We start from the raw sequence: 25,008 nt of genomic DNA, 5'->3' as shown, positions 1-25,008 counted from the left end.
AAGAAGGCTATATGAAACAGATTCTCAGAGCTTCATTATTGATGTTTGCCAGCCTGACATTGGTGACAGGTGTGTTGTATCCATTGCTGGTCACCGGCATAGGCGAGACGTTCTTTGCTACACAAGTCGCGGGTTCGTTAATTAAAAAAGATGGCGTGATCATAGGTTCGGCATTGATAGGGCAAAACTTTCATAGCCCGCAGTATTTCTGGGGCAGGCCATCTGCGACCAGCCCATACCCTAACAATGCTGCCGCCTCTGCGGGCTCAAATCAGGGTCCGTTAAACCCGGCTTTGGCAGATGCGGTAACTGCCAGATATCAGCAATATCAGTCAGCAGGCGCATCAGCAAAGCCGGTTCCGGTCGAATTACTGACCGCCTCGGCCAGCGGATTGGACCCTGATATCAGTCCAGCTGCAGCTTTATACCAGGCCGATAGAGTGGCGAAAGCCAGGCAGTTGGATATCGATCAATTGAAAGCATTGATAGCTAAAAACACTATCCCCAGACAATTCGGAATATTGGGTGAGCCCAGATTGAATGTGTTGGCTTTGAATCTGGCATTGGATGAAATGGCAGCGAGCAAGAAATAAGCGAGTGTTGCAGATAGAGTGACGGTGAAGATTATTCTTGCCCTTGCAAATAACAGTCTATAAGGTCTTAATAAGCTACATTAGTTTCGTTTATTGTCTCTTGTGACCAGAATCGATCATTGAATGAGTCAAAATACTCAACGCCCCAATCCTGATCAGTTGCTTATGCAGTTGCATCTGGAAGATAAAAAGAGCCTCAGGGGTAAATTAAAAGTCTTTTTTGGCAGCTCGGCCGGCGTAGGCAAAACCTATGCGATGTTACAGGCGGCACACGCTTTAAAGCGCGAACATGTACACGTACTGGTAGGTGTGATAGAAACACATGGCAGATCTGATACTGAGTCCATGCTGCAAGGGTTGCCGGTGCTGCCGCTCAAACAGATCAGCTACCGGGATAAATCACTCACCGAATTCGATATTGATGCAGCCTTGCGCATACACCCTAGCGTGATCCTGGTGGATGAGTTGGCGCACTCCAATGTGGAAGGTTGCAGGCACAAAAAACGCTGGCAGGATGTAGAAGAATTACTTTCTTCCGGCATTGACGTTTACACCACAGTGAACGTGCAGCACATAGAGAGCCTGAACGATATCGTGGCGCAGATCACCGGTATCAAAGTACACGAAACCATACCCGACCGCGTGTTTGACCTGGCCGACGAAGTATTACTGATAGACCTGCCGCCGGAAGAACTATTGCAACGACTGGAAGAAGGTCGCATTTATATTGCGGAACAAGCTAAACAAGCGACCAAGAATTTCTTCCGTAAAGGCAATCTGATCGCGCTCAGGGAATTAGCCCTCAGAAGAACCGCTGATCGTGTCGATGCGCAGATGCAGGAGTACAGGCAGAATCAATCTATTGATCAGGTCTGGCAAGCCCATGAAAGGATACTGGTAGGCATAGGCCCTGGCAGAGATTCTGAGAATCTGATCCGCACTGCAGCAAGGCTAGCCTATAGCTTGAAAGCCGAATGGCTTGCCGTGTTTATTGACACAGCTGCCGCTCATGAAATCGGCGTAGAAGAACGCAAGCAGATCACCGAGCTGCTGCGACTCGCGCAGAGCCTTGGGGCAGTGACTGCAAATCTGAACGGTGACTCGGTGACTGACACCTTGCTTGAATACGCGCTAAGCCACAATGTTTCAAGGATAGTGATAGGAAAACCCACACGCTCATTACTTTCCAGGTTTTTTAAACCCAGTGTCAGTGATCAGATCGCCAAGGCTAAAAGCGATATTGATGTGCATATAGTCATGAAAAGCCAATACCGGACCGAGAAGGTAAAAAAGTCAGTACTAACTTCCAGTGAGCTCTCTTCGCATTTCACGCCGCAAAAGCAACGTGGCTATTTATGGGCGCTGGTGATCAGTGCCATCACTTCAGCTGTCGCCAGTGTCTTGCTGCCCTATTTTGAGTTGGCCAACATCATCATGCTCTATCTGCTGGGTGTCATGCTGATCTCCATGCGTTATGGCAAAGGCCCGGGCATCGTGGCTTCATTGCTCAGCGTCTCTACTTTTGATTTCTTTTTTGTGCCGCCCAGACTTTCATTCTCGGTGACAGATACGCAGTACTTGATGACGTTTGCCATCATGCTTTCGGTCGCTTTGGTGATCAGCAACCTGACTTCTATCTTAAGAAAACAGGCCATCATTGCCAATTATCGCGAAAAACGTAGTTTTGCCTTATATGAGATCGGTAAAGAGTTAGCTTCGGCGATGACCACTTCGCATATCGTGGAAGTCAGTATCCATCATGTCTCCAGAATGTTTAATTCAAGTGTCGCCATACTCACCCCAGGCGCTGACGAACAATTGCAAGTGGTGCATATGACAGGCACCCGTAAATATCCGGATCTGTCTCAGGTACAACTGCACGGGGTGGATCTGGGGATTGCACAATGGACTTATGACCACCAGCAGCAGGCAGGGCTGGGCACTGATACCCTGCCTTCGAGCAAGATCCTTTATATCCCTTTGAAAGCGCCTATGCGTACCAGAGGGGTATTGGCGATTTCGCCCGGTAGTGTGCAAGACATTTTCATGCCTGAACACCGGCAGTTGCTGGATACTTTTGCTGCGCAGATAGGACTGGCACTAGAACGCAAACATTACGTAGAGGTGGCCAGAGACGCATTGATTTCAATGGAGACCGAACATCTTAGAAACTCCCTGCTCAGTGCGATCTCTCACGACCTCAGGACGCCACTGACCAGTATCATAGGGACCACCTCACAATTGAAAGACGGCATCAAGCCTGGCTCTGATGAATATGCGTTAGTCAGCGCTTTACATGAGCAGGCTTACCGCATGCAGAGCCTGGTGCTCAATCTGTTGGATATGGCCAGGCTGCAGTCCGGCACGGTCAAACTCAACAGCGACTGGCATGTGCTGGAAGAGATCGTCGGTTCTGCCATCAATGGCTTGCGCATAGCGTTGCAGCAGCACCACATCATCGTCAGGCCCATGGAAGCTATCCCGCTGTTATTTGTGGATGCAGTGCTGATAGAACGTGTGTTCAGTAACTTGCTGGATAATGCCTGTAAATACAGTGAGCCCGGCAGCACAATCATGATTGCTGCCAATTGCGATAACAGCCAGGTGTTTATCTCGGTGGCCGATGAAGGCCAGGGCCTGCCGCCAGGCATGCAGGACAGTATTTTTCAGAAATTCACGCGCGGGCGCAGTGAATCGGCTACCCCTGGTGTAGGCCTAGGCCTGTCCATCTGCAAATCCATCATAGAGGCGCATGGCGGCAGGATATGGGCAGAGAAAAATCAGCAACAAGGAGCCACCTTTATGTTTAGCCTGCCGCTCAAACCACAACCAATGCTGGATGACCTGGAATAGTAGAACTGGAATAGTAGAACTGGAATAGTAGAGCTGGAATAGAAGACCTGGAATAGAAGACCTGGAATAGAAGACCTGGAATAGATGAACTGGAAACCTGATCATGAGTGAAAGCGCAAAATTCTGTATCGTAGTGGTGGAGGATGAGGAGCAGATACGCCGGCTGATCTCCATGATCCTCGAAGCGGAGGACTTTATCGTCTACACCGCAGATACTGGCAAGCGCGGCCTGATCGAGGTCGGCACGCGCAAGCCCGATATCGCCATCATAGACCTGGGGTTGCCAGATATGGACGGTGTAGAGCTGATCCAGGAAATCCGCGTCTGGGGCAGCCTGCCTATCATAGTGCTTTCAGCCAGGACTAACGAGGTGGAGAAAGTGCGCGCGCTGGATGCCGGGGCGGATGACTACATCACCAAACCATTCGGCTCGGCCGAGTTGCTAGCCAGGGTAAGGGCGCATTTAAGAAGGCGCAACAACAACCCTAACGGGCAGCAAAGCCAGATCAGCTTCGGCGAAGTCAAAGTAGACTTTATCAAACGCCAGGTGTTGCGTAATGACGTGCCGGTGTCACTGACGCCTATAGAATACCGTTTATTAACTGCTCTATTGAGATCAGCCGGCTGTGTACTCACGCAACGCACCCTGCTCAAAGAAGTGTGGGGCCCCTCCTACGTCGAACATGCGCACTACCTGCGCATTTATATGGGCCACCTGCGTAACAAGCTGGAACGTGACCCGGCGCAACCGCGACACTTGCTCACCGAGATCGCGGTGGGCTACCGCATAGTGCTGGAACCCTGAGCGAGCTGTTCAAACGTGCTGACTAGCTCTTTTTCAAGCGCAACAGAAACGTTGCTTAGTGGCAATCTCAATTCCGCCTCAACCAGGCGCTGGTGAGCCAGCAATGCTTTAAGCGGCGCCGGGTTTGTTTCCCTGAAAAGCAATGCGATCAGCTGCTCATAAGGTGTGAAATGCTTTTTTGCGGCGGCCAGCTGGCCGGTATGCATTAACTCATAAATGCTGACAAAGACATCGGTGTTGATATGGGCTGCGGCTGAAATAGCGCCACTGGCACCATACTGCATAGCGCTGAGTAGCAGTGCGTCGTCGCCACACATGACATTTAAAGGGGTGTGCGCAATGGCTTGCACTAAATTGTGCAGGCTGCCACTGGATTCTTTCAGCCCGATAATGTGCGGATGACCTGCGAGCGCCTTCAAGGTGTCTAATTCGAGTGCAACACCACACCGGGAAGGCACGTTATACAGCACGATAGGTTTATTGACCGAGTCGGCAACTAGATTGAAGTGCCTGATCAATCCAGTTTGCGATGGTTTCACAAACGGTGGCGGCGCCATCAGGAATCCGAATATATCGTATTGCTGCAACATGTTTGCCTGTTGAATGAGGTCTGCTGTGCCAAAACCATTCAGGCCCATTAATACGGGGATCTGCGTATCTGTGATTTCCAGTAACACTTCAATGATGGTTAATTTCTCAGTGGTGCTCAGTGATCCGAATTCACCGGTGGTACTACAGGCCACCAAGCCATGTACGCCAGAGTTGACGAGTTGCTGCGCCAGATGGCGTAATGCTGTTACGTCTAATGATCCGTCTTTAAACGGTGTCACCACTGGCACCCAAATGCCGCGCAGCCGCTGTTTCTCCGCCGTGATTGCCTCTACATGTGGTCCTGGGGATGATGATGTTGCTAACTGCGATACAGCGCTACTGGCTTCTAACATAACAGGATGATCCAGCATATCAGCTTTCCCTTTTTATACGGCCAAACTCGGCGGCATCAAGTGTTTTCATCACCTCTTGCATGATGCTTAAACTTTTCCCCACCGGTATCTTCAAATGCACTTTTAGTCGTTTCGAGTGAGCCACCGGTTTGACGGTATATGAATCCACCATTCGACAGAGCTTTGTTGCAATTAAATAGCGAAGCTGACTGATGAGGTTTGCTTCAATGATGATAGGTATTTTTTCAAACAGTACCGGTTTGGGCGGCTGTCTGAACTGGCGGGAGAAAGGGACGGCTCGTTTAACTGGTAATACCGGAGCTGTGTTGCGCAAGCCTTGTTCAAAGGCGATGATGGTTGCCTGCATACCCCACTCTTTCGTGTTGTTGAGATAGGCAAAGTGTAGTTGTATGCTTGTTAAAACCGCATAAATTCAATAGTCTGCAGAATAAAAACAATATAAAAAAACAGGGGCCTGGGCCCCTGTTTTAGCAAAGCAGTATTGCAAGCTGGTGTTCAGCTCACACTGTTTAAATATCCAGCGAACTCACACTCAGTGCATTGCTTTCAATAAAGGCGCGGCGTGGTTCTACGTTGTCGCCCATCAGGGTGGTGAAGATCTCATCGGCACCGATGGCGTCTTCGATCTGCACTTTCAGCAGGCGGCGCACGGTCGGGTCCATGGTGGTTTCCCACAACTGTTCCGGGTTCATCTCGCCCAGGCCTTTGTAACGCTGAATGTTCAGGTTATGTCTGGCTTCGCCCAACAACCAGTCCAGCGCCTGTTTAAAGGTGCTGACTTTTTGTTCTTTTTCGCCGCGTTTGATCAATGCGCCTGCGCCCAGCAGGTTGTTGACCATCTGCGAAGTGCGATTGATCTGGCGGTAATCACCGCTGCTGAGGAATTCGGCATCGATGACGCAGCTTTGCAGGTTGCCATGCACGTATTTATTCACTTCCAGGCGATAGGCGCTGGTTTCGGTATCTTGCGCCACTATCACTTCAGAACCTATGGCACCCAGGATAGGACGCAGTTTTCCGGCTGCCTCGTTGGCGGCGGCTTCTGTGCTCAGGTCTAGGTCGCCCAGGTCCTGGATCGCACGCAACACGCTTTCGTCATACAGGTTGGCGATACGGCGTATCACTGCTTCAGTCAGCACCATTTGTTTGGCGATGCTGGTTAAGGCATCATCTTTCAGCGTTTCTCCGCCCTCGCTGGTGAGCAGCTCGGCACCTTTCAGCGCAGAGTTGAGCAAGTACTCATCCAGCTCGTGCTCATCTTTCAGGTAACGCTCGTCACGGCCCTGTTTGACTTTGTACAGCGGTGGTTGCGCAATGTAGATATGGCCACGTTCGACCAGCTCAGGCATCTGGCGGTAGAAGAAGGTCAGCAGCAAAGTCCGGATGTGGGCGCCATCGACGTCAGCATCGGTCATGATGATGATGCGGTGATAACGCAGTTTCTCAACGTTGAAATCAGCTTTGCCTATGCCGGTGCCCAGTGCGGTGATCAGGGTGGCGATCTCCTGCGAGCCCAGCAGTTTGTCAAAACGCGCTTTTTCCACGTTCAGGATCTTACCTTTGAGCGGCAGGATAGCCTGGTTTTTACGGTCACGGCCCTGTTTGGCTGAACCGCCGGCGGAGTCACCCTCGACCAGGTAGATCTCACACAGTGACGGATCTTTTTCCTGGCAATCGGCCAGCTTGCCTGGCAGGCCCATGGTGTCCATCACGCCTTTACGACGAGTGATCTCACGCGCCTTGCGGGCGGCTTCACGCGCACGCGCAGCTTCTACGATCTTGCCACAGACGATTTTGGCGTCTATCGGGTTTTCAGCGAGAAACTCGGCCAGTTTTGCCGATACTATCTCTGACACCACTGGTTGTACTTCACTGGAAACCAGTTTGTCTTTGGTCTGTGAAGAGAATTTTGGATCTGGCACCTTGACTGACAATACACAGGTGATGCCTTCGCGCATGTCGTCGCCTGTGGTTTCCACTTTGGCTTTTTTGGCAAATTCGTTCTGTTCTATGTACTGGTTAAGCGTGCGTGTCATGGCCGTGCGCAAACCGGTTAAATGCGTACCGCCATCACGTTGCGGGATATTGTTGGTGAAACACTGTACCGTTTCTGAATAACTGTCGTTCCATTGCATGGCGACTTCGACCGTCATATTGTCTTTTTCGCTGACTGCGTAAAACACTTTCGGGTGCAGAACGGTTTTGCTGCGGTTCATGTATTCAACAAAACCTTTGATACCACCGCTGAAAGCAAAGTTTTCAGATTTGCCGGTGCGCTGGTCTATCAACTCGATCTTGACGCCGTTGTTCAGGAAAGACAGCTCACGGATACGTTTGGCCAGCAGTTCAAAGTGGTATTCAACCAGCACAAAAGTGTCCACAGAAGCCAGGAAGTGCACTTCAGTGCCCTTTTTATCCGTGGTGCCAGTCACCGCTAACGGCGCTTGTGGTACACCACGGTGGAATTCCATCTGGTGTACCTGGCCTTTACGGTAGATCTTCAGGCGCAACCAGTCAGACAAGGCATTCACCACAGACACACCCACACCATGCAGACCGCCAGACACCTTGTAGGAGTTCTGATCGAACTTGCCGCCGGCATGCAGTTCTGTCATCACGATCTCAGCGGCTGAACGCTTGGGCTCGTGTTTGTCGTCGTCTTTGATATCGGTAGGAATGCCGCGGCCGTTATCGGAAATGCTGATGGAGTTATCCGGGTGGATGATCACTTTAATGTCATCACAATGCCCTGCCAGCGCTTCGTCGATCGCATTATCCAGTACTTCGAACACCATGTGGTGCAAGCCGGAACCGTCTGACGTGTCACCGATATACATGCCTGGACGCTTACGAACCGCGTCCAAACCTTCTAAAATCTTGATACTGTCTGAGTTATATTCTTGTGGCTGTGCCATAACGAAAGTTTCTTTAATGAGATTAAAAGACGATTGCAACCAACAGCGCCCGTGTTTCACGTGAAACACGGTAACCCTGCATTATATGCGCATTGGCATCACAACGTATTTATAGTTGATATCGCTGGCGGTAGTGATCAGGCAACTACTGTTGGCATCGGCAAAAGCAAACTGGATGTTTTCATCGCCCAGGTTATTGAGTACATCGATCAGGTAGGTGACATTAAAGCCTATATCCAGCGCGGCTTTGCTGTAATTGATATCCAGTTCTTCTTCAGCTTCTTCCTGCTCGGTATTGGTACTGATCAGTTTGAGCTGACCATCAGTGATCACCATGCGGATACTGCGATATTTCTCGTTGGATAAGATAGAAGCACGTTGCAATGCACTCAGTATCTGCTGGCGGTTCACTTCGAACGTATTCTGGTGGCCGTTTGGAATCACGCGGTTGTAATCCGGGAATTTGCCATCTATCACTTTGCTGATCAGCTGAATATCACCGAATTCAAAACTGATCTGGCCATTCAATAAATCTATCACCACCGGTGAGTCAGACTGATCATCCAGCAACTTGGTCAATTCCAGCACCGTTTTGCGTGGCAGTATCACCTCTGTTTTTTCAAACTCCTGATCCAGCGTGGTGTTGGTATAGCTCAACCGGTGGCCATCTGTGCCAACTACGTGCATCTGGTTGCCTTGTACTTCCAGCAACAGGCCATTCAGGTAGTAGCGGATATCCTGTTGCGCCATGGCGAATTCAACCTGTTTCAGCAGGCGTTTCAACTCGGATTGTGACAGGCTGAAACTGATATTCTGGCCGCTGGCTTTGCTCATTAACGGGTAATCGGCAGCCGGCAGAGTTTGCAGGTTGAAACGGCTCTTACCTGCTTTCAGCGTGATCCGGTTATCCTGGTTGTTCATTTCTATGGCCGTGTTTTCCGGCAATGACCTACAGATATCCAGTAACTTTTTGGCAGAAATCGTCGTGCTCAGTTCACCTTCTACGCCACTGTTCACTTTCAGCGAAATCTGCATTTCCAGATCGGTAGCAGTCAGATGCATTTCCTGCTGCCTGATGTTTATCAACAGATTGGAAAGAATAGGTAACGTATGTCTGCGTTCTACGATGCCGGTGACATTGTTAAGTGGTTTAAGCAATACTTCACGACTGATTTTGATTTGCATGGCCTGACCTGATTAATAACTTTATTTCAATATATAAAAGATAAGATTAATAGTAATGTTGCATTTATTTGTGGGTAACTCTAAAAACCATTTAAATTCAATAGCTTGTTACCAATTAAGCTTGTGTATAAATTGCGGTTTAAACATGCATAGTTTGTGGCTGATATTGTAAACCGATTTTATCCTGTCTATACGCAATATTTAAACACACTTCATTCGCACCTTATCCACAGCTTTTGTTTTTGTAATCTGTTGCCTTAATCTCTGATCACCTGCGTTAAAAAACCAATATCGCGGGCCAGTGTCTGGTCGTTCAGGCGCAGCTGCTCGATTTCATCGCAGGCATGCATCACGGTGGTATGGTGACGTCCGCCAAAGGCTTCGCCTATCTCAGGAAAGCTGTGATTGGTTAATTCCCTGGCCAGTGACATCGCCACCTGGCGCGGCCTGGCGACATTGCGTGAACGCTTTTTACTGAACATATCGCTGACTTTTATCTTGTAATAATCAGCGACGGTTTTCTGGATATTCTCTATGGTGATCTGGCGGCCGCGCACGGCGATCAGGTCACGCAAGGCATCTTTGGCCAGATGCACATCGATGGCATGGCCGGTAAAGTTGGCCATGGCGATGATACGGTTGAGTGCGCCTTCAAGCTCGCGCACACTGGAACGGATCTGCTTGGCAACAAAAAACGCCACATCTTCATGCAGGTTGATCTTCAGGGTCTCGGCCTTTTTACGCAGAATGGCGACGCGCATCTCCAGTTCCGGCGGCTCAACGGCAACCGTCAGCCCCCAGCTAAAGCGCGTACGCAAGCGCTCATCCATATCCACGATCTCTTTAGGATAGGTATCGCAAGTGATGACGATCTGCTTTTTCTCTTCTATCAGTGTATTAAAAGCATAGAAGAACTCTTCCTGGGTACGCGTCTTCTTGGCAAAGAATTGAATATCATCGATCAACAGCAGATCTAATGAGTGGTATTGCTGTTTGAACTCGTCAAACGCCTTGTTCTCGTAGGCTTTCACCACGTCAGATACATAACGTTCGGCATGCAGGTAGCGGATATTGGCTTCCGGCTTGATTTTTTTCAGCTCATTGCCTATCGCCTGCAGCAGATGCGTTTTGCCCAGCCCCACGCCACCATAGATAAACAAAGGGTTATAGGCCTGGCCGGGATTACCGGCAACCTGTATCGCTGCAGCGCGCGCCAGCTGGTTGGCGCGACCAGTGACATAATTATCGAAAAGAAAACTGTTATTGAGACCGCTGCTTTTTTCAGCTTTGATATTTTTAACCGGCGCCCGGCTAGTAAAAAGTTTCTTTTCAGCTGGCTTTTCGATCTGCCTGGGCTGGCTCTTGGCCGCTGGCGCTTCACCCGCGGTTGCGGCGGCACCATTGCTGGCCAGGGCAGTATTCACTAAAGCAGGTTCTGTTTGCAGTATGCTGCTGTCTACGATCAGCTCGACCACTACGCTGTGGGACAATTCATGAGCAATGGATTCAATACGGTTAAAAAACTTGCTTTTTACCCATTGCATGACAAACTTGTTAGGCGCGACGATTTGCACAGCCTGACCATTCACGCGTGCACGCAGCGGTTTGATCCAGGTATTGTATTGTTGTGCGGATAGTTCCTGTTCGAACTTCAGCAGACAATGCGCCCAAAAGTTTTCCATTGCTCCAGTGTTTTTCAATTTTTGCAAAAAGCTTAGCCCGGCGTATGCGCCTGAGAGTCGTTTGCTGTTGTTTATTCGTTATGTGCCAGGAAAGAGTGGCAGAAGAGAGAATCAAAACTGTTTATTGAGAATGATTCACTGGGGACATTCTAAACGTTTTGACCGGAGTTATCCACAGCCCTGGACTATAAAAATATAAAAAAAATCATTGACATACCCGGCTGAATTCATGTTTAATTAAGGGTTTTTGAAATCGGCAAATTTCAGCTGCGAAATCAGCGGTGCCGAAACAGATTTTAATTGTCGGGATTGACTCCCTACTTGGCGCAGGAGCTAAATAATGAAACGTACCTACCAACCATCTAAAACCCGTCGTGCGCGTACCCATGGCTTTCTTGTTCGTATGAAAACCAAAGGTGGCCGTGCAGTGATCGCTGCCCGTCGCGCTAAAGGCCGTAAACGCCTGGGTCTGTAATCCCGGTGCTGCATGGCTTGAGTCTATGCATGACATTGCAGCAGCCATGACATTGTATAAGCTTAGAAAAACGGATGAATTTTCATCCGTTTTTACTTTCAGGAAACGCTTATATGGCGAGTGGTTGCTTGCCAATATCAAACCTAACCAGCAAGCGCTCAATCGTTATGGTCTGGTGGTGCCCAAAAAAATCGCCAAACTGGCGGTCAGCCGTAATTATATGAAGCGTGTACTGCGTGAATTGCTAAGAAATCAACCATCTTCAACCGCAAGCGGTTATGATGTTGTGCTTCAGGTTCGCAAGGCTTTTCAGCAGGCAGATTTTCAGGCAGTACAACGTGATTTATCGCTATTGCTGAGCAAGCTTAAAAAAACCTCTACAGTTTCCTAACGCTGATGAAAATGGTACTGATTACTTTGATAAAGTGTTACCAGTGGGGCTTGAGTCCCTGGCTGGGCCGTCAATGCCGTTTTCATCCTACCTGTTCACACTATGCGATCGAAGCTTTGCAGCGCTATGGCGCTATCAAAGGCTCGTGGCTGGCTGTGGCCCGTATCGGCCGCTGTCATCCCTGGCATCCTGGTGGTGTGGATCCTCTTCCTTGACTTGTAAAAACGAAACCTTATGGATACTCGCCGTTTAATTCTGTTCGTCATTTTTTCTTTTTCCATCATGTTGCTATGGGATGCCTGGCAAAAAGAACATGCACCTGAAACGCCAGTAGCGCAGACTGCGCCTGCAACAACAGGCGCGCCTGCGGATAAGCCACAGGAAAGCGACGGTTTCAGCCTGAAAAAAGGTGAGCGTATCTCTGTCAAAACAGACCGCTATGCGGCTGTTATCGATACCATAGGTGGCGACCTGCGCCAGTTATCCCTGCTGGAGCATAAAGCCGACGATAGCTCAGGCCCGTATGAGCTGATGAGCGATGCCAGTGCAGATAAACTGTATGTGGCGCAGACTGGCCTTAAGGGTGATGGCCTGCCTAACCATTACCAGACCTTTACCGCTACACAGACCAGCTATGCATTGCAGGATGGACAGGATACTTTGGAAGTGCGTTTATCCGCGCCTGAGGAAAAAGGTTTCAGCGTAGATAAGGTCTATGTGTTCCACCGTGGCCAGTATGTGATCGATGTCCGCTACGAGATTAAGAACAATAGCGACAAATCTATTTCTCCCTCTGTCTACTATCAGATCATTCATGATAAAGAGTCTAACCAAGGCTCTAAAATGATGCCGACATTCACCGGCGGCGCTTATTACAACGAGACTGACCATTTCACCAAGATCAAATTTGATGAGATGGCGAAGAAAGATGTATCCATCACTTCTAAAGACGGCTGGATAGGCCTGGTGCAGCATTATTTTGTCAGTGCCTGGATTCCGGCAGGTAATGCAGAGCGTAAATTTTATACCACCAAACTGACCGAGCAGGATTTCTCGGTAGGCACCATGGTGCCTGTCGGTGAGATTGCCCCTGGTACTACTAAAACTGTAGATGCCAAATTATTCAGCGGCCCACAGATCCCGGCCGAACTGGAAGCCGCAGCGCCTGGTCTGGACCTGGTGGTGGATTATGGCATTTTGACGGTGATCGCTAAACCGTTGATGTGGTTGCTGACGCATATCCATGACCTGGTGAAAAACTGGGGTATCGCGATCATTGTGCTGACCATACTGATCAAGGCTGCTTTCTTCAAGCTGTCTGCTTCCGGCTACCGCAATATGGCGCATTTGCGCGAGATGGCACCACGTATGCAAGCGCTGAAAGACAAGTTTGGCGACGACAAGCAAAAACTTCAGCAAGCCATGATGGAGATGTACCGTACCGAGAAGATCAACCCTATGGGCGGCTGCCTGCCTATACTGGTGCAGATCCCAGTGTTTATCTCCCTGTACTGGGTGTTGCTGGGTTCAGTTGAACTGCGCCACGCACCATTCTTTGGCTGGATCCAGGACTTGTCTGCCACAGACCCTTACTTTATTCTGCCTATCCTGATGGGCGCCACCATGATCATTCAAACCACCTTGAATCCGCCGCCTACCGACCCGATTCAGGCCAAGGTCATGAAGATCATGCCGGTGCTGTTCAGTGTGTTCTTCTTCTTCTTCCCGGCTGGTCTGGTGCTGTACTGGCTGGTGAACAATATTCTTTCTATCTGGCAACAATGGGCGATCAACCGCATGATACATGCCGAGACTGTCGCGAAAAAAGGGAATGGCAAATAATCAGCAATCCGGCGTCAGTCCGTTTGATCCAGCACATGGTCAGGCAGCGACTGGCCATGTGCCTGTTGAGACCATAGCAGCGATCGCCACCGCACCTGGTGCCGGTGGCATAGGTGTAGTCAGGGTATCCGGCCCGCTAGTGCCACAGATCGCTGCGCAGTTGCTAGGCCACTGCCCTGCCCCACGCCACGCGGCTTACCTGCCTTTCTTTCAGGCAGATGGCAGCCTGATAGATACCGGCATCGCCATATACTTTCCCAATCCGCACTCTTATACCGGGGAAGATGTACTTGAGTTGCAGGCGCATGGTGGTACGGCGCTGATGCAGATACTGCTGGCGCGCTGTATTGAAGCTGGCGCCCGCCACGCAGTCGCCGGTGAGTTCACTCAACGTGCCTACCTGAACGATAAACTGGACCTGGCGCAGGCTGAAGCAGTCGCTGACCTGATTAATGCCTCTACCGCTGAAGCTGCGCGCAGTGCGGTTAGATCCTTGTCCGGCGAGTTCTCCCACGCTATCCAGACTTTGTTACAGCAGTTGATAGATTTGCGCATGTATGTGGAAGCCTGCCTGGACTTTCCTGAAGAAGACATTGATTTTATCAGTCAGGGTCGGGTGCTGGAAAAGCTGCAAGCCAATCAGCAAACGCTGCAGACTATTTACCAGCGCGCAAAACAGGGAGCCCTGCTGCGTGAGGGTATGAATGTCGTTCTGATTGGCCAGCCCAATGTCGGCAAATCCAGTTTGCTGAATGCGCTGTCAGGTGAAGATGTGGCTATCGTGACGCCGATTGCAGGCACTACCCGCGATACCATTAAAAGCGTGATTCAGATCGAAGGTGTGCCTCTACATATTATTGATACAGCTGGTTTGCGTGAGACTGACGATGTGGTTGAGCAAGTCGGGATAGCACGTACCTGGAAGGCCATAGAAACCGCCCAGGTGGCTTTATTGCTGGTGGATAGCCAGCATGGCATAGGGCCTTATGAAACAGGGATTCTGCAGTATTTGCCGGCTCAGATAGAAAAAATCTGGGTGCATAACAAGATAGATGTTTCACGTGAAACATCGCGTATCGAAATTCGCGAAAAAGAGACACACCTGTTTTTATCAGCCAAGACAGGCCTAGGTATAGACGCCCTACAAAAAACGCTTCTGCAAATTGTAGGTTATCAGCCGGGTAACGAGGGTGTTTTTATGGCGCGAGCCCGTCACCTGCAGGCATTGCAACAAGTGGACTCACATTTGCAGAATGCTACCATGCAGATGCATGCCGCCGAATTGATTGCCGAAGAGTTACGCAGTGCTCAGGAGGCGCTGGCCTCTATCACTGGTGAGTTCACACCAGACGATTTACTGGGCGAGATCTTCAGCCATTTTTGCATAGGCAAATAAAAACCCGCATCAGCGGGCTTTTTTTCGTCTGGGAAAAGGTGTGTTGCGTTGGCTGAAGCGTTCATCAATGCTACACACGCGTTTGCTACCGGTGATCATGGCCCAGATCAGGTTGTCGTGGTGGATAAAACTTTCAAACAGCACCCCTAGCACATGCACTACCACTACCGCCAGCCATCCCCAGGTCACATAATGATGTATGACCTGGCTCATGTCGGCATCAATAAAGCCCCAGCCGCTGTTATAAACAATGCAGCCTGAACCTACCGCGATAATGCCTAGACCCAGCATGGCGTAGATCGCCAGTGAGCCTATCGGGTTGTGGCCTATATAATGCCTGGCCGTACCTTTCAGTAGTTTGAAAAAATACTTGAAAGCCCAGATAGGGTTTAACGGAAAGCGCTGAAAATTGGCGTAACCGGTTGCCACTATGCCCCAGATGATGCGCGCTACGATCAGTGTGCCCGCTATGTAGCCTGCATAAGCATGGTGCAGGCGGTCCCACATGGAACTATGGGTATAAAAAGCGTAGCTGAATGCTGCCACCAGTGACCAGTGGAAGATCCTGATAAACGGGTCCCAAACGTAGCGCAGCATGCTGTGCTTATTTGCTAGGCTTGGTTTCGGTTAACAGATAGGCGATAAAGTTAGCTTTTTCTGCAGGTGCACAATCAGCACCCAAAATATCGTTGCAGTGTTTGGTGAACTCTTCTTCTACTTTATCCAGGTCGGTAAAGCGCTTGGTATTCACACGCGGTGCCAACGGTGGGATTTCCTTGTTGGTCACGATGTTCTTGCCAGTGTTAGCCGGGTTGTTGGTGTGGCAGGATGCGCAAGCCGCTTCTTTACCGCTAGGTGTTTGAAACTTGCGGTTAAAGAAAATCTTGCCGTCAGTGATGGATGGTGCTTTAAAAGATGGGTTAACTGACTGGGCGATATTGGTATATTTGTACACCAGTTTTTCAGCATTGGTAACGTCTGCCAATACGTGTGCAGAAAAAAGTACCCCGAATACAGCAATCATTGTTTTCATTCTCATGGTAAGAGCTCCTTGGTTATTATTGAGTCAAATTTTAGTATTTTTATGTTAAATAAATATGGCCTTGGTGTAATTGATTTGTATTAAACCGTTATCAATTTGTATTAAAACACGCTTCAGGTGTAACTAAAATGTGATTAAGCATGACCATCTGCCTAGTTTACGCTAAAATCACAACTCTTTTTAAAATCAAACAGTTCAATCACTTTATGATGAATTTCCCTGATAAATTCGATGTCATCGTTGTCGGTGGCGGCCATGCCGGTACCGAAGCGGCGCTGGCGGCTGCGCGCATGGGGCAAAAAACTCTGTTGCTGACCCATAACATCGAAACATTGGGGCAAATGTCGTGTAACCCTTCTATCGGTGGCATAGGCAAGGGTCACCTGGTGAAAGAGGTGGATGCACTCGGTGGCGCCATGGCTGCAGCCACCGATGAAGGTGGTATCCAGTTTCGTATCCTGAATTCAAGCAAGGGCCCGGCAGTGCGTGCGACGCGTGCCCAGGCTGATCGTATTCTGTATAAAGCTGCCATACGCCATCGCCTGGAGAACCAGGCCAATCTGTGGCTGTTCCAGCAAGCGGTGGACGATATCATCCTCGAAGGTGAAAAAGCCACTGGCGTAGTGACCCAGATAGGGCTGCGCTTTTACTCCAGGTCTGTCGTGCTGACTGCGGGTACTTTTCTCGGTGGCCTGGTGCATGTGGGTTTGCAGAATTATAGTGCCGGGCGCGCCGGCGACCCGCCAGCTATTTCACTGGCTGCCAGATTGCGTGAGATAGGTCTCCCGGCCGGGCGTCTTAAAACCGGCACTCCGCCTCGCATCGATGGCCGCAGCATAGACTACAGTGTGATGACGGTACAGCCTGGTGATACACCGGTGCCGGTATTCTCATTTTTGGGCAATGCGGCACAACATCCGCAACAACTGCCTTGCTGGATCACGCATACCAACCAGCAAACCCATGACATCATACGCAGCGGCCTGGATCGCTCACCCATGTATACCGGCGTAATTGAAGGTGTGGGCCCACGTTACTGCCCGTCGGTTGAAGACAAGATACACCGCTTTGCCGATAAAGAATCTCACCAGGTATTTCTAGAGCCTGAAGGCCTTACCACGCATGAGATCTACCCCAACGGTATCTCAACCAGTCTACCCTTTGATATCCAGCTGGCGCTGGTGCGTTCTATCCGTGGTCTGGAGAATGCACACATCTTGCGCCCCGGATACGCCATAGAATATGACTACTATGACCCCAGAGGCTTAAAGTCGACTCTGGAAACCAAGGCCGTGCAAGGGCTGTTTTTTGCCGGGCAGATCAATGGCACTACCGGCTACGAAGAAGCTGCTGCACAAGGCCTGCTGGCAGGGGCAAATGCAGCTCTGTATGCACGGGATAAAGAAGGCTGGTGCCCTTCCCGCGAACAAGCCTATCTGGGGGTGCTGGTGGATGACCTGATCACCACCGGTGTCAATGAGCCTTACCGTATGTTTACCAGCCGCGCCGAATACCGCCTGCAGTTGCGTGAAGACAATGCCGATATGCGGCTGACCGAGATCGGCCGTAAATTAGGCCTGGTAGATGATGCCCGTTGGGAAGCATTCAGCAAGAAGCAGGAAATGGTCGCGCGCGAGCAGGCAAGGCTCAAGAGCACCTATTTACAGCCTGAGGGCGGTCAAGTGAACAGCAGTAGTCAAAACAAGATTGTTTCACGTGAAACACAACTGGCTGTTTTTGGCAAAGCGCTGGAGCATGAGTATTCCCTGTTTGAATTATTGCGTAGACCGGAAATCAGTTATCAGTCACTGTTGGAGATAGTCCCCTCACCGGATACGCTGGCTGATGATGCGCTAGAACAGGTGGAGATTGCAGCCAAATACCAGGGTTATATAGACAGGCAGAATGAAGAGATCGCACGCCAGAAAAACAGTGAGCATATCAAGCTCGGCGCTCTGATTGATTATAATGATGTGCATGGTCTGAGTAATGAGGCGCGCCAGAAACTGCTGCAGCAACAACCGGAGACCATAGGCCAGGCCAGTCGCATCCAGGGCATTACGCCAGCCACCATTTCTTTATTGCTGGTGTATCTCAAGCGTAAACAGAAAAAACAAAGTCACTCGGGCGATATCGCAGCAGCATGACGGGATTGGCAGCACAATTAGCCGCCGGTGTTGAGGCACTAGGTTTGGCAGCAGTCGTTTCAGCAGAGATGCAGGAGAAATGCCTGGCGTATATCGCCCTGCTGCAAAAATGGAACAAGGTATACAACCTGACCGCGGTGCGCGACCCGCAGGAAATGCTGAGCCTGCATATACTGGATAGCCTGAGTGTATTGCCGCATATACAGTCCGGCCGCTTGCTCGATGTAGGCAGCGGCGGCGGCTTGCCGGGGCTGATCATCGCCATCACCCGCCCCGATGTGCAGGTGACCACCATAGATACGGTGCAGAAAAAAACCATTTTTATGCGCCAGGTGAAAGCGGAACTGGGTTTGAGTAATGTTGAAGTGGTACACGGACGGGTCGAAGCCTACCAGCCGCCCTCGCCTTTTGACCAGGTCATTTCCCGGGCATTTTCAGATATCGCTTTATTCAGGCGTCTGACCATGCATCTGATCATAGATCATGGCCGTTGGCTGGCCATGAAAGGTGTGGTGCCAGCGGACGAATTGCAACTGGCGAGTGTCATCCCTACAGAAATTATTCGCTTGCAAGTGCCTAGCCTGCAGGCGGAAAGACATTTAATCGTGTTTGAGAATTCATAATGAAAATAATCGCGATCACCAATCAAAAAGGCGGAGTGGGCAAAACCACTACCTGCGTCAATCTGGCTGCCAGCCTGGCCGAGCAGGGGAAAAAAGTGTTGTTGGTCGATCTGGATCCGCAAGGCAATGCCAGTACCGGTAGCGGCGTAGATAAAGCCCATCTCAAGGATAGTATCTATCAGGTGCTGATAGGTAATAAGACCTTGCAGGAAGTGATCGTGCATGCGGAAGCGGCCAAATTCGATGTCGCGCCATCCAATCGCGACCTGGCCGGCGCTGAGGTCGAGCTGGTCAACGAAATGGCGCGTGAGACACGTTTGAAAAATGCCCTTCTAAAACTCGGTGACAGCTATGATTATGCATTGCTGGACTGCCCGCCTTCGCTCAACCTGGTGACGGTGAATGCCCTGACCGCCGCAGATTCGGTGATGATCCCCATGCAGTGCGAGTACTATGCGCTGGAAGGTTTGTCAGATCTGGTCAACACCATCAAGAAAGTGCGCGCTCACTTAAATCCTGTGTTGGAGATCGAAGGCCTGTTGCGTACCATGTTTGATAACCGCAATATGCTGGCGCAACAGGTGTCGGCACAACTGGTCAGCCATTTTGGCAAAAAGGTCTACCAGACCATCATTCCGCGCAATGTGCGGCTGGCGGAAGCGCCCAGCTATGGCATGCCGGTGCTGCTATATGACCGTGCCTCCAAAGGTGCGCAGGCATACCTGGAGCTGGCGCAGGAACTGATACAAAAGAACTGATCTTTCATACCCACTATTTACAGACATTCAACACAAGGAATCAGCAGTATGGTTAAGCTCAAAGGATTAGGACGCGGACTTGATGCATTGTTATCCGGTGATGTGGAAACCATCGCGCAATCGGACACGCTACGTACGCTGCATGTGAGTCAGCTGCAGCCGGGCAAATATCAGCCGCGTTCATATATGAATGAGGAGGCCCTGCAAACACTGGCCGATTCCATACGTGCGCAAGGCATCATGCAACCTATCCTGGTGCGCGAGATCGCAGAGGACAAATTTGAGATCATCGCCGGTGAACGCCGCTGGCGTGCGTCGCAGAAAGCCGGCCTGACCGAAGTGCCGGTGCTGGTGCGCGAGATCGCCGATGAAGCCGCCCTGGCGATGGCCCTGATAGAGAACATACAGCGCGAGAACCTCAACCCGCTGGAAGAAGCCATGGGCATCAAGCGCCTGATAGACGAATTCGACATGACGCATGAAAAAGCCGCCGAAGCCGTAGGCCGTTCACGGGTGGCGGTCTCAAACTTGTTACGTCTGCTGACGCTGACGCCTATGGTGCAGGATATGCTGCTGGATAACCAGATCGATATGGGCCATGCCCGGGCATTGGTAGGCGTAGAGCCGGCGAAGCAAATTTTGTTGGCTAATAAAGTGGTGCAGGACGGCTTATCGGTGCGAGAGGTGGAGCGCCTGATGCAACAGGCCCCCGGTAGCAAAAAGAAAGCCAGGGAAATCGAGCAGCCGGATATTGCTTCCCTGCAGACACAATTGAGCGAGCAATTGGGTGCGGGCGTGAATATCAGTGCAAAAACCAATGGTTCCGGCGTGTTGAAACTGAGCTATGCCAATTTAGACCAGCTGGATGAATGGATAGCAAAACTCACAGGCAAATAAGCAAAAGTTCCGGCAAAATGCAAAAAAATGGCATGAGGTAGGATTTTTCCAGCACATTCAGGCAGTTATGTCGCGTTGAAAGCTTGACTTCACACGGTGAATAATTCAAAATCTCGCGTCTTTGTAGCAATTTGCCTTGATTTTTTGCAGTTAAACCCCATGACCACACTGGAAACAAGCCTCTCCGACGCACAAATGTATCGCAACATGCTGCGCTGGCAAGTGGTGGCAACAGCAGTGGTCACCGTGGCAGCGGCTCTGATCTCCGGCTTTCCCGCAGGTGTTTCAGCCTTGTTAGGTGGCACAGCGGTCATCGTGGGTGCATGGTTCGCCGCAAGAATAGCAGCACGAAGCAGGTCAAAAACGCAGGCAACAGATGTGTTGTTGAATCTGCTCAAGGCTGAAGCAGTAAAAATTCTGATTATCGCGATCATTTTATTGGCGGTATTCAAGTTGTATCAATCGTTGGTGCCGTTTGCGCTGATTGCCGGTCTGGCGGCCGCTGCCCTGTTCTCGGGTGCTGCCCTGGCAAAATCGCAAACCCCTGTGTAGACACGTTTATTTAAAATAGTTTGAGATTATGACAACCGAACACGTACAGCAAGCAGAGCGCACACCTGCAGATTATATTGGCCACCATTTGAGCTTTAATGCGCAGGGTGTTAACGGTAATACGGCGTCCGAGGGTTTTTGGGTGCTGCATTACGATACCTTGTTGACTTCGGTGGTGCTGGGTTTGCTGGTGATGGGTCTGATCTGGTGGGTCGCACGTGGCGCTACTGCCGGTGTACCGACCAAGCGCCAGGCTTTTGTAGAGTTAGTGTTCGGTTTCATTGATGATCAAGTCAAGAATATCTTCCACGGTGATAGGCATAGTTTTATTGCCCCAACAGCCTTAACGGTGTTTATGTGGGTGCTGGCAATGAACTCGATGGACTTTTTGCCGGTTGACTGGGTAGCCGCTATCGTTAGCTTTTTTGGTGGTGAGCATGCTAAATGGCGCATAGTACCAACCTCAGATATCAACACCACATTCGCATTGGCGCTGGCAGTCTGGTTGCTGATGATTTTCTTCTCTATCAAGGCCAAAGGCCTGGGCGGCTGGATACACGAATTGTTCTGTGCCCCGTTCGGTTCTGCCAAATTCTTCAAACCTAAAAGCGCGCTTGGCTTTGTTGGTCTCGTTTTAAGCCCTTTGCTGTTTGTTGCAAACTTCGCTTTTAACCTTATCGAATATGTTTCAAAACCACTTTCACATTCATTGCGTCTGTTCGGCAACATGTATGCCGGTGAAGTGATCTTCTTGTTGCTGGGTCTGTGGGCAGCCACCGGCATCACCGGCACCATCGCAGGTGCAGTATTGGGTGCTGGCTGGTCTATCTTCCACATTCTGATCGTCGCCTTGCAAGCCTTTATTTTCATGATGCTGACTGTGGTGTACCTGGCCATGGCGCATGAATCGCACTAGTTTTAAATTTTTTAGTTTGTAGTTGTTTTTATTTCTTTACATAAGAGAGGGTAATACATAATGGAAGCTTTAGCATTGATTCAGGCCTACACAGGCATTGGCATCGGTTTGATCATCGGTTTGGGTGCTGCAGGTGCCTGTATCGGTATTGGTATTATGTGTGCAAGTTTCCTGGAAGGTGCTGCACGTCAACCAGAAATGATCCCAGCTTTGCAAGGTAAAGTATTCCTGCTGTTGGGTTTGATCGACGCGTCCTTCATTATCGGTGTTGGTTTGGCCATGATGTTTGCATTCGCAAACCCATTGTTGAGCGTTGTTGCACAGTAATTAACGCCAGGTAGGGTTTAAGCAGTGGCTTAAACCTTTCAACAACCCAGTAAGATGGATCAAAAATGAATATTAATTTCACACTCATCGCGCAAGCTATCGCATTTGCAGTGTTGATTTGGTTCACAGTGAAATTCGTTTGGCCGCCGCTGTTAAAAGCGATAGAAACGCGTCAAAAGGAGATCGCCGATGGTTTGGCTGCTGCACAAGAAGGTAGAAGTGCCTTGGAAGTAGCGGCTAAAAAATCTGACGCGACACTGAATGAAGCAAAACAAAAAGCAAGTGAGATCATTGGGCAAGCTGAAAAACGCGCTGCGCAAATCATCGATGAAGCTAAGGGTAATGCCAAAGCTGAAGGTGATCGCATTATTGCTGGTGCCAAAGCCGAAATCGATCAGGAAGTGAACCGCGCTAAAGAAGGCCTGCGCGCTCAAGTTTCTACGCTGGCTGTGGCCGGTGCGGAAAAAATCCTGCGTAAAGAGATCGACGCCAAAGCACATAGCGAGATGTTGTCTAAACTTGCTGCGGAACTATAAGGATAAAACATGGCTGAACTCTCAACCATTGCAAGGCCTTATGCCGTTGCCGCCTACAAATTGGGCAAAGAAAAAAAGGCATTGGCAAAATGGTCCGAAATGCTGGCATTTGCTGCGGCAGTTGCTACCGATGCGCACATGAAAACCCTGATTGATAGCCCGAAACTGGATGCTGCTGATGTTGAAGCGGCCTTCCTCAAAGTGGGCAGCGACAATCTGGATGCTCATGGGCAGAATTTAATCAAGATCTTGGTTGAATACGGCCGTTTATCCTTATTGCCTGCCATTGCTGAAGCTTTTGAGGCTTTGAAAGCGCAAGATGAAGGCACGCTGGACGCTCAAATCATCGCTGCTGCAAAACTGACAGCGGCGCAGACTAAAGATTTAGTCAAACGTCTGGAAGCCAAGTTCGGCAAGAAAATTGAAGCAAGCGTTTCGGTAGATCCGGAAATCATCGGCGGCATCAAAATTATTGTTGGCGACACCGTCATCGACGCGTCTGTCCAAGGTCAGTTACAAAATTTAGCCTATACGCTAACAGCATAAGGCATAGGAGATTTAAATGCAGTTATCAACATCAGAGATTAGCGAGCTCATCAAGAGCCGTTTGGAAAACTTCTCTACTACCGCTGAAGCGCGTACCCAAGGTACGGTGATTTCTGTGACAGACGGCATTGTGCGTATTCACGGTTTGTCCAATGTCATGGCTGGCGAGATGATTGAGTTTCCAGGCAACACATTCGGTCTGGCACTGAACCTGGAGCGTGACTCCGTGGGTGCGGTGGTGCTGGGTGATTACGAGCACATCACCGAAGGCGACGTATGTAAATGTACCGGTCGTATTCTGGAAGTGCCAGTCGGCCCGGAACTGATAGGCCGTGTAGTGAACTCACTGGGTCAGCCTATCGACGGCAAAGGCCCGGTTAAAACCAAACTGACTGACAAGATTGAAAAGATCGCACCAGGCGTGATTGCGCGTAAATCAGTTTCACAACCAGTACAAACTGGCCTGAAGTCTATCGACTCCATGGTGCCGGTAGGTCGTGGCCAGCGTGAATTGATCATTGGTGACCGTCAGACTGGTAAAACAGCTGTTGCTGTTGATGCGATCATCAACCAGAAGGGTCAGAACATGACCTGTATCTACGTTGCGATCGGCCAGAAAGCTTCTACCATTGCTAACGTGGTACGTAAACTGGAAGAGCACGGCGCGATGGCTTACACCATCATCGTGGCTGCTTCAGCATCTGACTCTGCTGCCTTGCAATTCTTGGCACCATATGCCGGTTGTACCATGGGCGAATACTTCCGTGACCGCGGTGAAGATGCACTGATCGTTTACGATGACTTGTCCAAACAAGCGGTTGCTTACCGCCAGATCTCCCTGTTGCTGCGCCGCCCACCAGGCCGTGAAGCTTACCCGGGCGACGTGTTCTACATCCACTCACGTTTGCTGGAGCGCGCTGCTCGTGTCAACGAAGAGTACGTGGAAAAATTCACTGAAGGCAAAGTCAAAGGCAAAACAGGTTCATTGACAGCATTGCCAGTGATTGAAACACAAGCCGGTGACGTGTCTGCATTCGTGCCTACCAACGTGATCTCGATCACCGATGGCCAGATCTTCCTGGAAACTGACTTGTTCAACGCCGGTGTGCGTCCAGCGATCAACGCCGGTATCTCCGTATCGCGCGTGGGTGGTGCTGCACAAACCAAGATCATCAAGAAACTGGGTGGCGGTGTGCGTCTGGCACTGGCGCAGTATCGTGAACTGGCTGCGTTTGCGCAGTTTGCGTCTGACCTGGATGAAGCAACCCGTAAACAGCTGGACCGCGGTCGTATGTTTACCGAGTTGATGAAACAGGCGCAATACTCACCACTGAGCGTTGCCGCGATGGGCGTGAGCCTGTTTGCAGCAAACAAAGGTTACTTTGACGATGTACCGACCAACAAGGTACTGGCATTTGAAAACGCATTGCATGGTTTCTTGAACTCCAAGTACAAGAACATCATAGACGCGATCGATTCCAGTAAAGATCTGAGTGGCGACAACGAGAAAGCATTGGAAGCTGCGATTCAAGATTTCAAAGCAACTAACGCTTATTAATCTC

The 25,008-nt window shown here is 50.2% G+C and carries 25 protein-coding genes; 18 read left to right on the top strand and 7 right to left on the bottom strand.

Annotated elements, in window-relative coordinates; all coding sequences use genetic code 11:
• The first annotated feature begins 11 nt into the window (after positions 1–11).
• The 3 genes from kdpC to ACFQ1Z_RS12930 all read left to right on the top strand — a co-directional run bounded on the left by kdpC (position 12) and on the right by ACFQ1Z_RS12930 (position 4,251).
• A complete protein-coding gene (gene kdpC, locus ACFQ1Z_RS12940; RefSeq protein ID WP_379058288.1) occupies positions 12–593 on the top strand; it encodes a potassium-transporting ATPase subunit KdpC in 582 nt (193 codons plus the stop codon).
• A 123-nt stretch (positions 594–716) separates the two neighbouring features.
• Positions 717–3,446 (top strand): DUF4118 domain-containing protein, encoded by a 2,730-nt coding sequence (locus tag ACFQ1Z_RS12935; RefSeq protein WP_379058286.1) that lies wholly within the window; start codon positions 717–719, stop codon positions 3,444–3,446.
• Between the two features lie 103 nt (positions 3,447–3,549).
• Positions 3,550–4,251: a response regulator gene (locus ACFQ1Z_RS12930; protein WP_379058283.1), complete on the top strand. Its 702-nt coding sequence runs from the start codon at positions 3,550–3,552 to the stop codon at positions 4,249–4,251.
• Here the strand turns inward: ACFQ1Z_RS12930 and dapA are convergent.
• The 5 genes from dapA to dnaA all read right to left on the bottom strand — a co-directional run bounded on the left by dapA (position 4,227) and on the right by dnaA (position 10,998).
• The gene (dapA, locus tag ACFQ1Z_RS12925; protein WP_379058280.1) at positions 4,227–5,213 is read right to left on the bottom strand and encodes a 4-hydroxy-tetrahydrodipicolinate synthase; all 987 of its coding nucleotides are present in this window, start codon (positions 5,211–5,213) and stop codon (positions 4,227–4,229) included. The genes ACFQ1Z_RS12930 and dapA overlap by 25 nt on opposite strands.
• Position 5,214: 1 nt before the next feature.
• Positions 5,215–5,562 carry a hypothetical protein gene (locus ACFQ1Z_RS12920; RefSeq protein WP_379058277.1) on the bottom strand — a complete coding sequence of 116 codons (348 nt, stop codon included), beginning with the start codon at positions 5,560–5,562 and terminating at the stop codon, positions 5,215–5,217.
• A 163-nt stretch (positions 5,563–5,725) separates the two neighbouring features.
• On the bottom strand, positions 5,726–8,131 hold the full coding sequence (gene gyrB / locus ACFQ1Z_RS12915) for a DNA topoisomerase (ATP-hydrolyzing) subunit B (RefSeq protein ID WP_379058275.1): 2,406 nt from the start codon (positions 8,129–8,131) through the stop codon (positions 5,726–5,728).
• An 81-nt stretch (positions 8,132–8,212) separates the two neighbouring features.
• Complete coding sequence (dnaN, locus tag ACFQ1Z_RS12910) at positions 8,213–9,316, bottom strand: DNA polymerase III subunit beta (protein WP_379058272.1); 1,104 nt, start codon at positions 9,314–9,316, stop codon at positions 8,213–8,215.
• 257 nt (positions 9,317–9,573) lie between these two features.
• Positions 9,574–10,998 (bottom strand): chromosomal replication initiator protein DnaA, encoded by a 1,425-nt coding sequence (gene dnaA, locus ACFQ1Z_RS12905; protein ID WP_379058270.1) that lies wholly within the window; start codon positions 10,996–10,998, stop codon positions 9,574–9,576.
• 340 nt (positions 10,999–11,338) lie between these two features.
• Between dnaA and rpmH the strand changes: the two genes are divergently transcribed.
• The 5 genes from rpmH to mnmE are packed head-to-tail and all read left to right on the top strand — an operon-like array spanning position 11,339 to position 15,102.
• The gene (gene rpmH, locus ACFQ1Z_RS12900) at positions 11,339–11,473 is read left to right on the top strand and encodes a 50S ribosomal protein L34 (RefSeq protein WP_018987191.1); all 135 of its coding nucleotides are present in this window, start codon (positions 11,339–11,341) and stop codon (positions 11,471–11,473) included.
• A 25-nt stretch (positions 11,474–11,498) separates the two neighbouring features.
• Entirely contained in the window at positions 11,499–11,864 is a 366-nt protein-coding gene (gene rnpA / locus ACFQ1Z_RS12895) for a ribonuclease P protein component (protein WP_379058268.1), read from the top strand.
• 5 nt (positions 11,865–11,869) lie between these two features.
• Complete coding sequence (gene yidD, locus ACFQ1Z_RS12890; protein ID WP_379058266.1) at positions 11,870–12,079, top strand: membrane protein insertion efficiency factor YidD; 210 nt, start codon at positions 11,870–11,872, stop codon at positions 12,077–12,079.
• Positions 12,080–12,098: 19 nt separating this feature from the next.
• The gene (gene yidC, locus ACFQ1Z_RS12885; RefSeq protein WP_379058264.1) at positions 12,099–13,706 is read left to right on the top strand and encodes a membrane protein insertase YidC; all 1,608 of its coding nucleotides are present in this window, start codon (positions 12,099–12,101) and stop codon (positions 13,704–13,706) included.
• Complete coding sequence (mnmE, locus tag ACFQ1Z_RS12880) at positions 13,669–15,102, top strand: tRNA uridine-5-carboxymethylaminomethyl(34) synthesis GTPase MnmE (RefSeq protein ID WP_379058262.1); 1,434 nt, start codon at positions 13,669–13,671, stop codon at positions 15,100–15,102. Before yidC ends, mnmE begins: the two co-directional genes overlap by 38 nt.
• A 9-nt stretch (positions 15,103–15,111) precedes the next feature.
• Here the strand turns inward: mnmE and ACFQ1Z_RS12875 are convergent, their stop codons facing one another.
• Together ACFQ1Z_RS12875 and ACFQ1Z_RS12870 are read right to left on the bottom strand one after the other, a co-directional pair.
• Positions 15,112–15,699 carry a cytochrome b/b6 domain-containing protein gene (locus ACFQ1Z_RS12875; protein ID WP_379058260.1) on the bottom strand — a complete coding sequence of 196 codons (588 nt, stop codon included), beginning with the start codon at positions 15,697–15,699 and terminating at the stop codon, positions 15,112–15,114.
• Positions 15,700–15,706: 7 nt separating this feature from the next.
• A complete protein-coding gene (locus tag ACFQ1Z_RS12870) occupies positions 15,707–16,141 on the bottom strand; it encodes a DUF1924 domain-containing protein (RefSeq protein WP_379058258.1) in 435 nt (144 codons plus the stop codon).
• A 212-nt stretch (positions 16,142–16,353) separates the two neighbouring features.
• On the opposite strand from ACFQ1Z_RS12870, the gene mnmG reads away from it, so the two are divergent.
• The 10 genes from mnmG to atpA all read left to right on the top strand — a co-directional run bounded on the left by mnmG (position 16,354) and on the right by atpA (position 25,004).
• Positions 16,354–18,291: a tRNA uridine-5-carboxymethylaminomethyl(34) synthesis enzyme MnmG gene (gene mnmG / locus ACFQ1Z_RS12865; protein ID WP_379058903.1), complete on the top strand. Its 1,938-nt coding sequence runs from the start codon at positions 16,354–16,356 to the stop codon at positions 18,289–18,291.
• On the top strand, positions 18,288–18,914 hold the full coding sequence (gene rsmG, locus ACFQ1Z_RS12860; RefSeq protein WP_379058256.1) for a 16S rRNA (guanine(527)-N(7))-methyltransferase RsmG: 627 nt from the start codon (positions 18,288–18,290) through the stop codon (positions 18,912–18,914). The genes mnmG and rsmG overlap by 4 nt, the downstream gene beginning before the upstream one ends.
• Complete coding sequence (locus ACFQ1Z_RS12855) at positions 18,914–19,672, top strand: ParA family protein (RefSeq protein ID WP_379058254.1); 759 nt, start codon at positions 18,914–18,916, stop codon at positions 19,670–19,672. The genes rsmG and ACFQ1Z_RS12855 overlap by 1 nt, the downstream gene beginning before the upstream one ends.
• A 48-nt stretch (positions 19,673–19,720) precedes the next feature.
• The gene (locus tag ACFQ1Z_RS12850) at positions 19,721–20,569 is read left to right on the top strand and encodes a ParB/RepB/Spo0J family partition protein (RefSeq protein ID WP_379058252.1); all 849 of its coding nucleotides are present in this window, start codon (positions 19,721–19,723) and stop codon (positions 20,567–20,569) included.
• Positions 20,570–20,728: 159 nt separating this feature from the next.
• The gene (locus tag ACFQ1Z_RS12845) at positions 20,729–21,121 is read left to right on the top strand and encodes an ATP synthase subunit I (RefSeq protein ID WP_379058250.1); all 393 of its coding nucleotides are present in this window, start codon (positions 20,729–20,731) and stop codon (positions 21,119–21,121) included.
• 28 nt (positions 21,122–21,149) lie between these two features.
• Entirely contained in the window at positions 21,150–22,037 is an 888-nt protein-coding gene (gene atpB / locus ACFQ1Z_RS12840; protein ID WP_379058247.1) for a F0F1 ATP synthase subunit A, read from the top strand.
• 60 nt (positions 22,038–22,097) lie between these two features.
• Positions 22,098–22,364 (top strand): F0F1 ATP synthase subunit C, encoded by a 267-nt coding sequence (gene atpE / locus ACFQ1Z_RS12835; protein WP_055830697.1) that lies wholly within the window; start codon positions 22,098–22,100, stop codon positions 22,362–22,364.
• Between the two features lie 65 nt (positions 22,365–22,429).
• Positions 22,430–22,900 carry a F0F1 ATP synthase subunit B gene (locus ACFQ1Z_RS12830; protein WP_379058244.1) on the top strand — a complete coding sequence of 157 codons (471 nt, stop codon included), beginning with the start codon at positions 22,430–22,432 and terminating at the stop codon, positions 22,898–22,900.
• A 9-nt stretch (positions 22,901–22,909) separates the two neighbouring features.
• Positions 22,910–23,446, top strand: a complete 537-nt coding sequence (locus tag ACFQ1Z_RS12825) for a F0F1 ATP synthase subunit delta (RefSeq protein WP_379058241.1) — start codon at positions 22,910–22,912, stop codon at positions 23,444–23,446.
• Positions 23,447–23,462: 16 nt separating this feature from the next.
• Positions 23,463–25,004 carry a F0F1 ATP synthase subunit alpha gene (gene atpA / locus ACFQ1Z_RS12820; protein WP_055830703.1) on the top strand — a complete coding sequence of 514 codons (1,542 nt, stop codon included), beginning with the start codon at positions 23,463–23,465 and terminating at the stop codon, positions 25,002–25,004.
• Positions 25,005–25,008 lie beyond the last annotated feature (4 nt).

Origin of the sequence: Methylophilus luteus, from assembly GCF_042676265.1 — a bacterium.
Classification (GTDB): Bacteria; Pseudomonadota; Gammaproteobacteria; order Burkholderiales; family Methylophilaceae; genus Methylophilus; species Methylophilus luteus.
This window is presented reverse-complemented; position numbering and strand designations above follow the sequence as displayed.

Coding starts and splice junctions, on each gene's coding strand:
- kdpC (WP_379058288.1), top strand. CDS start 12: ATGAAACAGATTCTCAGAGCTTCATTATTGATGTTTGCCAGCCTGACA.
- ACFQ1Z_RS12935 (WP_379058286.1), top strand. CDS start 717: ATGAGTCAAAATACTCAACGCCCCAATCCTGATCAGTTGCTTATGCAG.
- ACFQ1Z_RS12930 (WP_379058283.1), top strand. CDS start 3,550: ATGAGTGAAAGCGCAAAATTCTGTATCGTAGTGGTGGAGGATGAGGAG.
- dapA (WP_379058280.1), bottom strand. CDS start 5,213: ATGCTGGATCATCCTGTTATGTTAGAAGCCAGTAGCGCTGTATCGCAG.
- ACFQ1Z_RS12920 (WP_379058277.1), bottom strand. CDS start 5,562: ATGCAGGCAACCATCATCGCCTTTGAACAAGGCTTGCGCAACACAGCT.
- gyrB (WP_379058275.1), bottom strand. CDS start 8,131: ATGGCACAGCCACAAGAATATAACTCAGACAGTATCAAGATTTTAGAA.
- dnaN (WP_379058272.1), bottom strand. CDS start 9,316: ATGCAAATCAAAATCAGTCGTGAAGTATTGCTTAAACCACTTAACAAT.
- dnaA (WP_379058270.1), bottom strand. CDS start 10,998: ATGGAAAACTTTTGGGCGCATTGTCTGCTGAAGTTCGAACAGGAACTA.
- rpmH (WP_018987191.1), top strand. CDS start 11,339: ATGAAACGTACCTACCAACCATCTAAAACCCGTCGTGCGCGTACCCAT.
- rnpA (WP_379058268.1), top strand. CDS start 11,499: ATGCATGACATTGCAGCAGCCATGACATTGTATAAGCTTAGAAAAACG.
- yidD (WP_379058266.1), top strand. CDS start 11,870: ATGAAAATGGTACTGATTACTTTGATAAAGTGTTACCAGTGGGGCTTG.
- yidC (WP_379058264.1), top strand. CDS start 12,099: ATGGATACTCGCCGTTTAATTCTGTTCGTCATTTTTTCTTTTTCCATC.
- mnmE (WP_379058262.1), top strand. CDS start 13,669: ATGCCGAGACTGTCGCGAAAAAAGGGAATGGCAAATAATCAGCAATCC.
- ACFQ1Z_RS12875 (WP_379058260.1), bottom strand. CDS start 15,699: ATGCTGCGCTACGTTTGGGACCCGTTTATCAGGATCTTCCACTGGTCA.
- ACFQ1Z_RS12870 (WP_379058258.1), bottom strand. CDS start 16,141: ATGAGAATGAAAACAATGATTGCTGTATTCGGGGTACTTTTTTCTGCA.
- mnmG (WP_379058903.1), top strand. CDS start 16,354: ATGAATTTCCCTGATAAATTCGATGTCATCGTTGTCGGTGGCGGCCAT.
- rsmG (WP_379058256.1), top strand. CDS start 18,288: ATGACGGGATTGGCAGCACAATTAGCCGCCGGTGTTGAGGCACTAGGT.
- ACFQ1Z_RS12855 (WP_379058254.1), top strand. CDS start 18,914: ATGAAAATAATCGCGATCACCAATCAAAAAGGCGGAGTGGGCAAAACC.
- ACFQ1Z_RS12850 (WP_379058252.1), top strand. CDS start 19,721: ATGGTTAAGCTCAAAGGATTAGGACGCGGACTTGATGCATTGTTATCC.
- ACFQ1Z_RS12845 (WP_379058250.1), top strand. CDS start 20,729: ATGACCACACTGGAAACAAGCCTCTCCGACGCACAAATGTATCGCAAC.
- atpB (WP_379058247.1), top strand. CDS start 21,150: ATGACAACCGAACACGTACAGCAAGCAGAGCGCACACCTGCAGATTAT.
- atpE (WP_055830697.1), top strand. CDS start 22,098: ATGGAAGCTTTAGCATTGATTCAGGCCTACACAGGCATTGGCATCGGT.
- ACFQ1Z_RS12830 (WP_379058244.1), top strand. CDS start 22,430: ATGAATATTAATTTCACACTCATCGCGCAAGCTATCGCATTTGCAGTG.
- ACFQ1Z_RS12825 (WP_379058241.1), top strand. CDS start 22,910: ATGGCTGAACTCTCAACCATTGCAAGGCCTTATGCCGTTGCCGCCTAC.
- atpA (WP_055830703.1), top strand. CDS start 23,463: ATGCAGTTATCAACATCAGAGATTAGCGAGCTCATCAAGAGCCGTTTG.